The sequence below is a fragment of the Terriglobales bacterium genome, assembly GCA_035543055.1.
GTDB lineage: Bacteria > Acidobacteriota > Terriglobia > Terriglobales > Acidobacteriaceae > JAIQFD01.
Genome location: DATKKJ010000117.1, coordinates 14,698 through 27,814 on the forward strand (window position 1 = coordinate 14,698; position 13,117 = coordinate 27,814).

Below are 13,117 nucleotides of genomic sequence, written 5' to 3' on the forward strand. Positions count from 1 at the left end.
CCGTCGCCGAATGGTTGCAAGAGCGACAGTTCCACGTATTATTTCCGTAGATGTCCTCACGACCAGTTCCGCGCATCAACATCGACGCCATGGGGTCGGGCGACTGGCCGGACGTGTCGGCCATCTACCTGGAAGGCATCGCCACCGGCAACGCCACCTTCGAGACCCTGGCGCCGACCTGGGACGAGTTCGACCGCGCCCATCTGCCCTTCGCCCGCCTGGTCGCCCGCCAGGGACGCACCATCGCCGGCTGGGTCGCGCTCAGCAGGGTCTCGAACCGCTCCTGCTACGCGGGCGTGGCCGAGATGAGCGTGTACGTGGCCAGTTGGGCGCGCGGCAAGCGCGTCGGGACCGCGCTCATGGCTGCCGGCATCGCGGAGGCCGAGAGCAACGGCATCTGGACCCTGCAGGGAGCCATCTTCGCCGAGAACCAGGCCAGCCTGAAGCTGTGCGAGTCGGCGGGATTCCGCCAAGTCGGATACCGCGAGCGCATCGGCCAGAGCCAAGGCAAGTGGCGCGACGTCATCCTGGTGGAGCGACGGAGCGACACGGTCGGCGTCTGAGCAAAGCAGGTCCCTCACGGCTGAAGCCGTTCGGGATGACACTTGCGTCGGGCGCTACACCACCGTGACCGGTTCCGAGGTCAGCGGCTCCGGCTCCGCGGCGTAGAGCGCGTCGATCTGTGTCTTGTATTTTTCTTCGATGACCCGCCGCTTGAGCTTCATGGAGGCGGTCAGCTCCCCGGTCTGGACGCTGAAGTCGTCGGGCACCAGCAGGACCTTCTTGAGGGTCTCGTACTGGGCCAGCTTGCTGTTCAGTTCGCCCAGCACTCCGTCGTAGAGCTTGCGCGTGCGCGGGTCAGCGATGAGCTGCTCGCGCGTGGTATAGGCGATGCCGTTGGCCTGCGCCCAGTCCTCGAGCATGGGGAAATTGGGCGAGATCACCACCGAAGCGAACTTGCGGCGGTCGCCGAGCACGACCGCATGGCCGACCAGCGGGTTCATCTTGAGCGCGACCTCGATGGGCTGCGGCGCGATGAATTTCCCACCGGAGGTTTTCAGCAAGTCCTTCTTGCGGTCGGTGATGACCAGGTAGCCGTCGGCATCCAGCAGGCCGATGTCGCCGGTCTTGAACCAGCCATCAGCGAAGGCGTTCCTGGTCTCCTCGGGCATGTTCCAGTAGCCGCTGAAAACGGAGGGGCCCTTGACCAGGATTTCGCCGTCGTCCGCGATCGTCACTTCCACGTTGGGCAGGGGTTTGCCGACGGTGCCCAGACGGCAGGCGCCGGGCGTGTTGACGGCGATGACGGGTGAAGTCTCGGTTAGGCCGTAGCCTTCCAGGATGCGGATGCCCATGTAGGCGTACCACTCCGCGAGATCGCGGCCCAGCGGGGCGCCGCCGGAGATGAACGACTGGGCTTGGCCGCCCATCCCCTGGCGGATCTTCGAATAGACCAGCGCATGGGCCAGTTTCCAAGCCATGGAGGACGGCGTCTTGCCGGCCACGATCTCGTCGCGATGGGCCCGCCCGACCTTGAGCGCCCAGTCGAAGATGCGCCGCTTGAGGCCGCTGGACGTCTCCTGGCGGACCTTGTTCGCGATCTTCTCGTACACCCGCGGCACGGCGACGAACATGGTGGGCTTCACTTCCATCAAGAACTGGGGAAGCTGGTTGAAATCGGGGCAGTAGGCCAGGGTCACGCCGTAATAGAACAGCACGTAGTCGAGGTGCCGGGCGGTGACGTGGGAGAGCGGCAGGAAGGAGATGGAACTATGCTGCGGGCCCAGGTCGTACATGGCCAGGGACACGCTGATGTTGGCCGCCAGGTTGCCGTGGGTCAGCATGGCGCCCTTGGGCATTCCGGTGGTGCCGGAGGTATAGATGATGGTCGCCAGGTCGTCGGGCTTGATCTGCCGGGCGCGGGCGTCGAAGTCGGGGTCGCGCTGCGTGGTCTGGTTCACCATCAGGCGGTGCATGGGCACGCCGTTAGGCACGCCCACGTAGTCCATCACCACGATCTGCTCCAGGCGGGTCTGGTCCTTGATGGCCTCGACCTTCTTCATCTGCTCGATGGTGGAGACGAAGGCGATGCGGGCGCCGGAATCGCGCAGGATGTGGGCGGTCTGCTCGGGAGTCAGGGTGGGGTACACCGGCACCACGACGCCGCCGAGCAGCATGGTGCCGTAGTCGGCGATGGCCCACTCCGGGCGGTTCTCGCTGAGAATGGCGACGCGGTCGCCCTTGCGGATGCCCCAGCGCTCCAGGGATTTCGCCGTGCCCACCACGTCGCGATAGAGCTCGCGGGAGGAGATGGGGATCCACTTCACCGTCTGCTTGAACATCATGACCCGGGGAAGATCGCGGTCGATGCCCGTGTAAAACACTTCGTTGAGGGTACTAACTGCCACTCTTTCGGTTCTCCAGTCCTTGCAGGATGACGTCTACGACCGCGTCGGTGGCGCCGCCGAGCGGGTAATCGTGCTGGCTGAGCACCCAGGACGTGACCATCTCGTCCAGGGCGCCGAAGAAACAATTGGCGGCGATCTTGTCGGAGAGCTCGGGGCGGAAAAGCCCCAGGCGCTGACCCTCGCGGACCTCGTTTCGGATGAGCTCGAAGTAGTCTACCAAGTGTTGGGTCGAGAACTGCGCCAGGAACTTGGCGCTGTGGCGCAGCTCGGTCTGGAAGACGACGGCGAGATCGCGGTCGCCGCCCAGCATGGAGAGATGCAGAAACGCCAGTCGGCGGAGGCGCTCGCGGGGGTCATGGAGCTGCTGGAGCTCGGACCGGGCCCGGGTGAGGAAGCCGGCGAAGGCGCTGTTGATGGCCTCCATCAGCAATTCTTCCTTGTTCTGGAAGTACAGGTAGATGGTGCCGTCGGCCACGCGGGCGCGGGACGCGATGTCGGTCACACGCGAGCTGGCGTAGCCGTGCTGCGCGATCACCTCAATGGCTGCATCGAGGATGCGCTGATACTTGCCGCCATTGCGGGCGGTGGCAGCGGTGGAGCGAGCCGTGGAGTTCCTTTTTGGCACTGGTGTCTGAGCCCTGCAACCCCAGCGTGAGTGTCAGGAATTTCCAATGTACCAGAAGAGAAGCGCGGAGAAGAAATGGGACGGCCCTCGTTTCCCGGCAAAGGATTTGACCGACGGCGTAACCTCCGTATACCCTTGGCCGTCCTCAGGGGTGAGGGAGAACCATGCGAAGAACGATTCTCGTGCTGGCGGCGACCGTCGTGCTGCTCACGTCGCTGTCCGGCTATAAAGATCCGTCCGACAAGCCCGAAAAGAAGGAAGCCCCGCCGCCGCTGTCGCTCAAGGTCGGCGACAAGGCGCCCGACTTCACGCTGCTCGCTTTTGACGGCAAGGAGCTAAAGAAGGTCTCACTCAGCGAGTTCAAGGGAAAGAAGAACGTCGCGCTGGCGTTTTATGTCTTCGCCTTCACCGGGGGTTGAACCAAGGAGATGAAGGCCTTCCAGGAGAACCTGAAGAAACTGGAGGCCGCGGACACCCAGGTGCTGGGTGTGAGCATGGATAGCCCCTTCGCCAACTTCCATTTCGCGCAACAGAACGGCATCACTTTTCCACTGCTGGGCGATTGGGGCGGCGAGGTGACGAAGAAATACGGCCTCGCGAAGATGTACGACATCCAGGGCGCCAAGATGGAAAGCGCCCGGCGCGCCACCTTCATCATCGACAAGGATGGAAGGATCATCGCCGAGCAGGCGGACAGCGAGGCGGTGGACCCCACCAAGATGGTCGAGATCTGCGAGCGCAGAAAGAAGAGCTAGTCCAGAGCGCAAGTCCAGAGTACAGAAAAAGGGGCCGGGCGGAGGCGCCCGGCCTCCGTGTTTATTGCTGCCGGCTGGCGGGCGGAATGATCCCGTTCATCCGCAGGTACTCGACCATCTGGCCGTAATGGTCGAAGGAGTGCCAGGTGACGACCATCGACATGCCCATCCGGGTCGCTTGTCCTTCGCCAAAGGGGTTCCTGATCCAACCGTTCAGGTTCTTGTCGTTCACCGTGGCCAGCGCCTTGTGGGTGTAGGCGAACGAATCCTTGACGAACTTCACCACGTCGGCCTTGGACGTGATGTTCTCCGGCCCGTTGTCGCCCTTGCCATATTCCACCGGCGGCTTCTCGCCCAGGATGGCGGCGGCGACTTGGTAGTTGGTGGCGGCCACGTGCATGGCCTGCTGGCGGAAGGTGCGCACGCCCTTGAATTCGCCGTTGGTGGGGGCAAAGCCGAACTTGTCGTCGGGCATAGCTTCGACCGCGGGCACGAACTCCCGCTCCAGGTTGCTGAACGTGCGGTCGAGGATCTGGGTGACCGAGGGCGGCGCCTTGGGGGCTTCCGACTTCGGCTTGTCTTGAGCCGTGGCCACAACGGCAAGCAGCAGCAGGGCCAGGCAGAATAGGCGGCTGATTCTCACGACGTCCTCCTGAACTAGGTTTTGACTTGAGTCCGACTGATGTCTTCCAGCGAGGCCCCGGTGTGAAGCCGGTAATAACGCACGCTGGCGATGCCGAGCAGCAGGCCGGCGGCAGCCATCTGAAGAGCGCGAGCGATGCCGTAATGGGTGGCCACCGCGCCCCACACCGTGCTGCCAGCCGCCATGCCTCCTTGCAGGATCAATAAGTACAGCGAGATGGAACGGGCCCGCACCCAGGCGGGCGAGCAGGTCTGGGCCGACATGTTGAGCGTGGCCAGGATCTGGATCCAGGCCCCGCCTCCGGCGAACAGGGCCAGCGCCAGCAACCAGAACATGTGCCAGGCGGAGAGCAGGAAGGTTACGGTGGCAAAGGCCAGGGTGGACAGCGCGATCTGCGCGTCGAGAGAGAACCTGCGGCGCACGGCCGGCATGACGGTGGCCCCGGCGATGGCGCCCAAGCCGAAGCATCCCAGCAGCAGGCCGTATCCGACCGATCCGTACGGGCTGGCGATGAGGGGCAGCAGAGCGAATACCGCAATGGCAAAGAAGCTGAAGACTGCGGTACGCAGCAGGACGGCGCGCACCGCAGCCGACTGCCGCGCATGCCGGATGCCGGTCGCCATAGCCTCGCGGAAGGGCATCCCCGGGTGAGGATTGTCGTGCGGCGCGCGCTTCCATTGGTGAAGAACGAAGATTACGCCCAGGAACGAGGCGGCGTTCAGAAGGAACGCGGAGCCGGAACCGGCGGCGGCGACGATGGCCCCTCCCAGGGCCGGGCCGACGGCGCGCGCCACGTTGAATCCGGCGGAATTCAGCGCCACCGCCGCGCCGAAGTTTTCGCGGGAGACGATCTCCGGAGTGATCGCCTGCCACGCCGGGTCGTTCATCACTGCGCCAAAACCCAGCAGCGCGGTGAACAGTATCAGGGTCCAGGGCGTCACCCAATGAAAGAGCGTGAGCACCCCGAGTACGGCCGCAACCAGCGTCATCCAGGTCTGGGTGGCGAGCAGAAGTCTGCGGCGGTCCACCATGTCGGCGAGCACGCCGGCCGGCAGCACCACCAGGAACACCGGCACGCTCATCGCCGCCTGCACCAGCCCGACCATCAAAGGAGACATGGTCATCGTGGTCATGAGCCAGGCGGCGCCGACGTTCTGCATCCAGGTGCCGGTGTAAGAAACGACGGCGGCCAGCCAGATGCCGCGGAAGAGCGGCTCGGTGAAAGGCGCTACCGCCGAGCCGGACCAGCGGCTGGGAACGGCGACGCTCGGGATGTGTCCGGTCTCTGCCATGTCAGGACTGGGCGGCCGCCTTGGGACGCGCCTGGATCCCCGCCTCCAGCCGTCCGCGCAGGAAAAAGAGAACGACGCCGGCGATGAGGATGAGCGCCGCATAGCGAAGTTCCTTCTGGAAACCGGGCCGGTACACCAGCACAAACAGGAATCCGGCGGTCGCCAGCAGGGCGGGAAGCGGATACAACCACATCCGAAAAGGACGTGGCATCTCCGGCCGCCGGATGCGGAGCACGATCACGCCCACGGTCTGCAACAGGAACTGGAGAGAGATGCGGATGACCACCAGCGCGGCGATGACGTCGGCCAGCCGCAGAAAGCAGAACGCCCCAGCCGCGATCGCCAGCCAGGCCAGCGAAACATGCGGAATGTGCTTGGTCGGATGCACCCGGGCGAAGGCGCGGAAATAATTCCCATCGAGGGCCGCGGCATAGGGCACGCGCGAGTAGCCCAGCATCAGGGAGAAGACCGAGGCAAACGCCGTCCACATGATGAGCAGCGTGACCATCACGGCAGCCCCGTGACCATAAACGCGCTCGACCATGCTCGAGATGACGTAGAAGCGCGCGTCGGACTGCGAGCTGGCGATCAGTTCGCGCCAGGGCACCACGCCCAGGATGCTGATGTTCATCACCAGGTAGATGGCGGTGACGCCCAGGATGGAGTAGAGCAGGGCACGGGGCATGGTGCGCGCCGGGTCCTTCAATTCGTCGCCGATGAAGCAGACGTTGTAGTAACCCCAGAAATCATAGGTCGCGACCAGAAGGGCTGCGCCGTATCCAAGAAAGAAGCCCTGGCCTAGGGTAAAGGCGCCGGCCGGGAAGTCGAATGCCAGAGCGGAGCGGAAATGGGTGGCACCGGTCCAGACCACGATGGCGATAGCGGCTAGCACCCCGCCGAGCAGCAGCTTGGAGATGGCTCCGATGGTGGTGATGCGGCGGTAGAGCAGGAGTGCAGCCAGCACACAGGCGGCGATGGCGACCACGGTGGCGCCAGAGAAGAGCACGTCAGCGCGCAGCGTGCCGAGCACAGGCAGGTCCAACGCAAAAGTACGAGACCACAGTGCCCGGCCGAGCGGCTGGAAGAGGTAACTCGCGTACTGCGCCAGGCCGATGCATCCGGAGGCGATGGAGAGCGGTGCGCTGAAGCTCAACTGCCAGATGAAGAGGAAGCTCAGTAGGCGTCCCAGCCCGCGCGGTCCGTAGATCTCCGAGAGATAGTGGTAGGAGCCGCCGGAACGGGGCATGGCGGCGCCCAGTTCCGCCCATACCAGGCCGTCGCAGATGGCGAGCAGCGCGCCGGCGATCCAGCCGAAGATCGCCTGCGGGCCTCCGACCGCGCTGACGATCAGCGGGATGGTGATGAACGGCCCGACCCCGATCATGTCGATCATGTTCAGCACGGTGGCGCCTCCCACGCCGATGCCTCGCTCCAAGGCGGGCGCGGCGCGGACGGGTTCGGCGGCGCGGGCAGTCATGGGCGCGGGCTCTGGTTGGACGGCTGAGCCGCCCATCCGTCATGCCCGGCGGCCAGCAGATTCACAAACATGCGGACGGCCCCGGGGACCCCGGCGGGCAGTTGCCGGAAGAACGAATATCCGGTGTAGAGGTACGTTCCCTTGCCGTAACGCGCGCGAAGCAGGCCGCCTTGGAGCAGGGTTTCGCCGGGGTCGGAGGAGGCGACCAGCGGCTCGTAGGCCTTGTCCCACTCGTGCATGAAATAGAGGCCGCGCTCCTGGATCCAACCGTCGAAGTCGCGCGCGGAGATCGGGTTGGGGTAGCGGAAGATGGGATCGTCCGGCGCGAGCATCTGGACCGGCGCCTCTTCCACCGAAACCCGTTCGCGGCCGACCTGCGCGGGATAGGGCGTGAAGCCGCCGGAGTTGAAGTCCTGGACCGCGGCGGTGTATTGCACCAGCAGCGTGCCGCCATTGTGGACGTAATCGAGCAGGCGCTTATTGTTCTGCTTCAGGTCGTTGCGGGTATCGTAGGCGCGGATGCCAAGCACGATGGTGTCGAACTGCGCCAGGTCGCCCTTGGCGAGTTCGTCGGGGGTGATGAGGTGGACGTTGAGGCCGAGTTGCTGGAGGGCGGTGGGGATGTCGTCACCGGCACCCATCAGGTAGCCGATCTTCAGCCCAGGCGGAACATTGACGTTGACCGCGCTGATCTTCTGCAGCGCTGGCTGGTAGTAGTAGAAGACACCGAGGTCCTCGCGAGTGACGATGGAGAAGCCCTCGTCATAGGTCTTGCCGCCGGACTCGGCGACGGCGCGGATCGTGTAGCGCTGCTCAGAAAGGCGGTTAGGCTGCACTTTGAATGTTGCCGTTGCTGAATCGAGAGAATTCTTGAACGCTACGGGCTGCGACTTCGGCGTGACCTTCCAGCCGGGAGGCACTTCTAGGCGGATGACAGTCGGGGATGGCGGGAAGCGGTAAGAAGTCGCGCTGACCGTGACTTCAAATCCGCCCGAGGTATCCGCTCGCCTAAGTAACGAAGACGGCGTGAGGAGAACCGATATCGGCGCACCGACCGCAAGATGGACTTGTCTTTGCGCAACCGTGCCTGGCGCAGCAAGTTCCAAGGTAGTTGCGACGGCGTGATAAGTCGCGTGGTGCCCACGCCAGGAGTAATCCACGCGAACGCGGACAGGAGCGGGCGGCAAGGCAGCAGCGGGGTCACCTGAGACCCTGTAGATGGTGTCGGTCTCAGGATCGTTGCGTTGGAAATGTGGCCGTGAAAGCACAGCATCCGGCGGAATCGTGATGGTGAAGGAGGTAACCCCTTCCAACACTCGAGACGAGGATAGGTCTCCAAACACATCTACGCTTCCTCTCCATTTCCACGCGGTCGGCAGTTGGGGCTGAACGTGGTCGACCTTGAGACCGGTTCCTTCGTCGATCGGAACACTCACCAAGAGAGGGAATGTTTGTCCGGCGGCAAGTACCTCGAACCCCGGCGGGGCGAGGCTACTTAGCGCCAGCCGAGGATCGGCAATGACTTGCAGGTCCAAGGCGAGGGCGAGCGCGCGTTCAAATTGGTCCTGCTTGGTTTGAAGTTCCGTCAGCAAGTCGCGCTTTTCAGGTGCCGTGAGCTGCGAGTGTTCAATCTCTGCGATGAGATTGCGCGTGAGCTCCAAGCCGACAAACAAGGGTTCGGCGGCGCCGTAGGGGCTCTTCGCGACTGCGGCGGTCGCTTCCTTCACCTTGCCCGCAATGGCTTCGAGGCTCTGCTTCAGGTCAGGAAGGAAATCAGCCTTCACTCGTCCGGCCAGGCCCGGCAACGTGGTGTCGATGCCGGCGAAGAAGTCGGATTCGTGGCCGTCCTTGTCAGTCGCCGGCGGCAGCACCGAGTCCACCAGCTTGTAGGTGGCATAGCGCGGGCCGCTGGGAAGATTCCAGGAACCTGCGCCCTGCGAGAGCTGGTGCTTCAGTCCCTGCATGGCGAAGGCGGCGTAGGACGTGTCCAGCAGCGGATCATTGACCGTGGTCTCGAGTCGCACCGTGTAGTCCTCGCCGGCCCGGATGTTGTCCACGTAAAGCTTCTTCACCTGCCACGGTTGGAGGCCTTCGCGGATCTGTTCGGGGAAGCGGTTGGGATCGGCAGCCGCCCGGAAGGCTTCGCGGCTCAGAATGCCGGCGGCCTGGTGGTGTCCGTGGCCGTCGCGGTCGGCGCCCTGGAAGCGGCTGACGATGACGTCGGGACGGAAGGTGCGGATGACCCGCACCATGTCGCCCAGGGCGATGTCGTGGCCATGCCACTTCTGGAAGGTCTCTTCCGCCGTTTTCGAGAATCCGAAATCCGCCACTCGAGTAAAGCGCTGTTGCACGCCGTAGTAACGGTCGGATTCCAGCAATTCGAGCGTGCGCAGGACCCCCAGCTCATCGAACAGATTGCTGCCCGTCTTGTTCTGTCCGCCTTCACCGCGGGTCAGGGTGAGGAGCAAGGCTTCGACGCCACGGCCGCGTGCCTCCAGCGTGAGCATACCGCCGTCCTCGTCGTCGGGATGAGCGGTGGTGTGCATCAGGCGCGCCGTGGTCTGGAGCTGGCGCAAGACTTGCTTCAAGCCGTTGGCGCCGGTATCGACGGGAAGGGGCTCGGTGCGCTGTGCGGGAGCGGAAGCGCAGGAAAGCGTCAGGAACAAAGCAACATTTCCGATGAGCAACGCGGGCCTTCGGCCGGGCAATCGTCCTCCCCACATGTCTGGAAACCCGAAGATGTTAACAGCTTTGAAGGATTTGACGCGCCGACGCGGATTTCGGCGCGCTTACGTCGAATAGTCGGCGTTGATGTGGACGTACTCGGAGGTCAGGTCCGAGGTCAGCAGTCGCACCCGGCCCCGCCCGCCGCCCACGCGCACGCGGATGTCGTACTGCGGCCGAAGCATGTAGCTGTGGGCGGAGTCCTCGCTGAACTCCCCCTTAGCGCCCTGGCGGCAGACCTGGTGGGGGCCAATGAAGATGTCCACCTTGGCCGGATCCACGGCGATGCCGGAGCGGCCGACGGCGGCGAGGATGCGTCCCCAGTTGGGGTCGGCGCCGGCCCACGCGGTCTTCACCAGCATCGAAGTCGCGATCGTGTTGGCGATGGCGTGAGCTTCAGCATCCGTCCGGGCGCCCTCGACCGACAGCCGGATGACGTGCTTCACGCCCTCGCCGTCGGCCACGATCTGTTCTGCCAGCGACTGGCAGACGTCGCTGAGAGCCTCGGCGAATCGCTTCCGAGTCCGACTGTCCAGCTTGATGCCACTGGCGCCGCTGGCCAGAAGCAGGAGGGTGTCGTTGGTCGAGGTGTCGCCATCCACCGAGATGCAGTTGAAGCTTGAACCGCAGGCCTCGACAAGTGCAGCGCCAAGCTGCGCCGAGACGGCGTCGATGTCGGTGAAGAGGTAGGCCAGCATGGTCGCCATGTTCGGGTGGATCATGCCCGCGCCCTTGGCCACGCCGGTGACGGTCACGGCTTCGCGGCCGTCGCGGAACGTAGCACTGGCGATCTTGGGGCGGGTGTCGGTGGTCATGATGGCCTGCTCGAATTGCTGCAGGGCGACGCCGGAAGACGCCAGCCCGGAGACCACCTGCGGCAGTGCGGCGCGGATCTTCTCCACCGGCAGGGGCACGCCGATGATCCCGGTGGAAGAAGGGAAGATGAATTCCGGCGCCGCCTGAAGCACCTTTCCCAACTGGCCGCACACGGCTCGGGTGGCGGCCATCCCTCCGGCCCCGGTAGCGCAGTTTGCGTTGCCGCTGTTGACGATCACCGCGCGCACGCGTCCGCGGGTCTTCTTCAGATGCTCGCGCCCGACGATGAGCGGCGCGGCGACGACGCGATTACGGGTGAAGAGCGCGGCGGCGTTGGCGCCTCGCGGGGCTTCAGCGAGAGCGAGGTCTGGCTTCCCACTGGCCTTGATGCCGGCGCATCCGGCGGAGAAGACGAACCCGCGAGGCACTCGCAGGTCAGACATCAGTTGAGGATCCTTAAGCCGTTCCGAGCTTGCGGGAATGATGGAGCTTCAACCTTGTCGCTCGGGCCGAGAATGGCGAAGTTCGGCAGCTCTCCGCGCACCATTGCGATCTCGTCGCAGGCATGGAGCTTGGGGCAGAACTGGCAGTCGCGGTAGGCCTTGTCGGGCAGGCTCTCGCGCTCGGCGATGCGAAAGCCGAGGCGGGCGAAGAACTCCGGGATCTTGGTGAACAGGCAGATACAGGTGACGCGATGGTGCTCGGCCTCGGCCAGCAGAGCGTCCACCAGCAGCCGGCCGGCACCTTTGCCGCGGTAGGTCTTGCGGATGGTGATGGAGCGGATCTCCGCCAGGTGCAAGCCGTAGAGGTGCAGGGCTCCGCAGCCGACCACCCGGCCTTTGTCCTCGGCCACCATGAAATCGCGGATGTTCTCGCAGATCTCGGGCAGCGAGCGCGGGATCAGGCTGGAGCCGGTGACCTCGGCGGAGATCAGGCGCTCGATCTGCGAGGCGTCGGTGAGCACCGCGCTACGCACCAACATGCGCCGCTCCTTTCGCCGCCGCAAGCCGCTCCTGGGCGCGCGCCAGGGCCTGCCGGACGCGTGCCGGCGCGGTGCCGCCCTCGACATCGTGGCAGCCAAGCACAGACTCCAGCGTCAGGCTGTCACGCAGCTCCGGCGTGAGCTCGATGCCGCACTGCTTCCTCTGCTCGGCCGACAGATCTTCAAGCTCGCAACCCTTCTCGATGCAAAGCTGGACCGCGTGGCCGATGAGCTCATGAGCACGTCGGAAGGGGACCCCGGTCCTGACCAGGTGCCCGGCAGCCGCCATCGCGTTCATGCAGCCCGTGGTTGCGGCCGCCCGCATGCGATCTAGGTTGAAGGTCACGGACGACATGAATCCGGTGGCGATCTTCACCATGGCGGCGCACTGCTCGGCGCTGTCGAACACCGGTTGCTGCGTTTCCTGGAGGTCCTTGTTGTAAGCCAGCGGCAAGCCCTTGGCAGCGATGAGCAGCGAGGTCGCGCTGGCGATGATGCGCGCTGTTTTGCCGCGAATCAATTCGCAGGCGTCGGGGTTCTTCTTCTGGGGCATGGCGCTGCTGCCTGTGGAATAGGCCTCGGGCAGTGTGATGAATCCGTACTCGGTGGTGGAGAACAGGACCATCTCCTCAGCCCAGCGGCTCAGGTGGATGGCCACGAGCGAGAGCACCTGCGCGAATTCGATGGCAAAGTCGCGGTCCGAAGTCGCGTCGATCGAATTCGCTGTGGTCCGATCGAAGCCAAGTTCGACCGCCATGGCACGCCGGTCGAGCGGGAGGATAGCGCCGGCGACCGCTCCCGAACCCAGCGCACATTCGTTCAGGCGCGCGCGGCAATCGCCCAGACGGTCTAGGTCGCGGAGGAACATCTCGGCGTACGCCAGCAGCCAATGGGACACCAGCACCGGTTCCGCTCGCTGCAGGTGCGTGTACGACGGCATCGCGGCATCGCCCGCCTGCCGGACCCGCTCCACGAACACTGCAATGAGTTCGGCCAGCAGTTCCCGCAATCCATCCGCCTGGCTCCGGACATACAGTCTCAGGTCGGTCGCGATCTGCTCGTTGCGGCTGCGCCCGGTGTGCAGCTTGTACCCGACCTCGCCGGCGACCGCCGCCAGCCGTGACTCGACGAAATGGTGCACATCCTCGATGGCCGGATCGTCCGCCGACGCACCCTCCCGCTCGATCTGTTCAAGACCACGCAAGGTGGCGTCGAGTTCCGCTTTCGACAGCAATCCTGCGGCATGCAGTGCGCCGGCATGCGCCTTGCTGGCGGCGATCTCCTGCGGCAAAAGGCGGCGGTCGAAAGGGAACGACCGCTGCCAGGCGTCGAATTCGGGGTCGGGGCCTCCGCGGAAGCGCCCGGACCACATCTTCATTTCAGGGCCTCCGTGCG

The 13,117-nt window shown here is 64.7% G+C and carries 11 protein-coding genes; 2 read left to right on the forward strand and 9 right to left on the reverse strand.

The features are described from left to right. Positions 1 to 50 precede the first annotated feature (50 nt). Positions 51 to 563: a GNAT family N-acetyltransferase gene (locus tag VMS96_08500; GenBank protein ID HVP43461.1), complete on the forward strand. Its 513-nt coding sequence runs from the start codon at positions 51 to 53 to the stop codon at positions 561 to 563. Positions 564 to 617: 54 nt separating this feature from the next. Here the strand turns inward: VMS96_08500 and VMS96_08505 are convergent, their stop codons facing one another. Both VMS96_08505 and VMS96_08510 read right to left on the reverse strand, forming a co-directional pair. After that, positions 618 to 2,408 (reverse strand): long-chain fatty acid--CoA ligase, encoded by a 1,791-nt coding sequence (locus VMS96_08505; GenBank protein ID HVP43462.1) that lies wholly within the window; start codon positions 2,406 to 2,408, stop codon positions 618 to 620. Then, positions 2,398 to 3,033 (reverse strand): TetR/AcrR family transcriptional regulator, encoded by a 636-nt coding sequence (locus tag VMS96_08510; protein HVP43463.1) that lies wholly within the window; start codon positions 3,031 to 3,033, stop codon positions 2,398 to 2,400. Before VMS96_08510 ends, VMS96_08505 begins: the two co-directional genes overlap by 11 nt. Positions 3,034 to 3,305: 272 nt before the next feature. Here VMS96_08510 and VMS96_08515 point away from each other — a divergent pair, with 272 nt between their 5' ends. After that, a complete protein-coding gene (locus VMS96_08515; protein HVP43464.1) occupies positions 3,306 to 3,788 on the forward strand; it encodes a redoxin domain-containing protein in 483 nt (160 codons plus the stop codon). Positions 3,789 to 3,849: 61 nt separating this feature from the next. On the opposite strand, the gene VMS96_08520 is transcribed toward VMS96_08515, so the two are convergent. The 7 genes from VMS96_08520 to argH all read right to left on the reverse strand — a co-directional run. Next, positions 3,850 to 4,431 carry a DinB family protein gene (locus VMS96_08520; protein ID HVP43465.1) on the reverse strand — a complete coding sequence of 194 codons (582 nt, stop codon included), beginning with the start codon at positions 4,429 to 4,431 and terminating at the stop codon, positions 3,850 to 3,852. A 14-nt stretch (positions 4,432 to 4,445) separates the two neighbouring features. Then, positions 4,446 to 5,723: an MFS transporter gene (locus VMS96_08525; GenBank protein ID HVP43466.1), complete on the reverse strand. Its 1,278-nt coding sequence runs from the start codon at positions 5,721 to 5,723 to the stop codon at positions 4,446 to 4,448. A gap of 1 nt (position 5,724) precedes the next feature. Continuing rightward, positions 5,725 to 7,200: an APC family permease gene (locus tag VMS96_08530; protein ID HVP43467.1), complete on the reverse strand. Its 1,476-nt coding sequence runs from the start codon at positions 7,198 to 7,200 to the stop codon at positions 5,725 to 5,727. Beyond that, positions 7,197 to 9,887, reverse strand: coding sequence for a PIG-L family deacetylase (locus VMS96_08535; GenBank protein HVP43468.1), 2,691 nt, complete (start codon positions 9,885 to 9,887; stop codon positions 7,197 to 7,199). The genes VMS96_08530 and VMS96_08535 overlap by 4 nt, the downstream gene beginning before the upstream one ends. 102 nt (positions 9,888 to 9,989) lie before the next feature. Continuing rightward, positions 9,990 to 11,183 carry a bifunctional glutamate N-acetyltransferase/amino-acid acetyltransferase ArgJ gene (gene argJ, locus VMS96_08540; GenBank protein ID HVP43469.1) on the reverse strand — a complete coding sequence of 398 codons (1,194 nt, stop codon included), beginning with the start codon at positions 11,181 to 11,183 and terminating at the stop codon, positions 9,990 to 9,992. After that, entirely contained in the window at positions 11,183 to 11,722 is a 540-nt protein-coding gene (locus VMS96_08545) for an N-acetyltransferase (GenBank protein ID HVP43470.1), read from the reverse strand. The genes argJ and VMS96_08545 overlap by 1 nt, the downstream gene beginning before the upstream one ends. Next, the coding region (gene argH / locus VMS96_08550) for an argininosuccinate lyase (protein ID HVP43471.1) at positions 11,709 to 13,117 on the reverse strand (1,409 nt) is incomplete at its 5' end. The genes argH and VMS96_08545, both read right to left, overlap by 14 nt.

What these genes read in the sequence shown, in the direction of transcription:
- VMS96_08500 (HVP43461.1), top strand. Translation starts at nt 51, where the DNA reads ATGTCCTCACGACCAGTTCCGCGCATCAACATCGACGCCATGGGGTCG.
- VMS96_08525 (HVP43466.1), bottom strand. Translation starts at nt 5,723, where the DNA reads ATGGCAGAGACCGGACACATCCCGAGCGTCGCCGTTCCCAGCCGCTGG.
- VMS96_08530 (HVP43467.1), bottom strand. Translation starts at nt 7,200, where the DNA reads ATGACTGCCCGCGCCGCCGAACCCGTCCGCGCCGCGCCCGCCTTGGAG.
- argJ (HVP43469.1), bottom strand. Translation starts at nt 11,183, where the DNA reads ATGTCTGACCTGCGAGTGCCTCGCGGGTTCGTCTTCTCCGCCGGATGC.
- VMS96_08545 (HVP43470.1), bottom strand. Translation starts at nt 11,722, where the DNA reads ATGTTGGTGCGTAGCGCGGTGCTCACCGACGCCTCGCAGATCGAGCGC.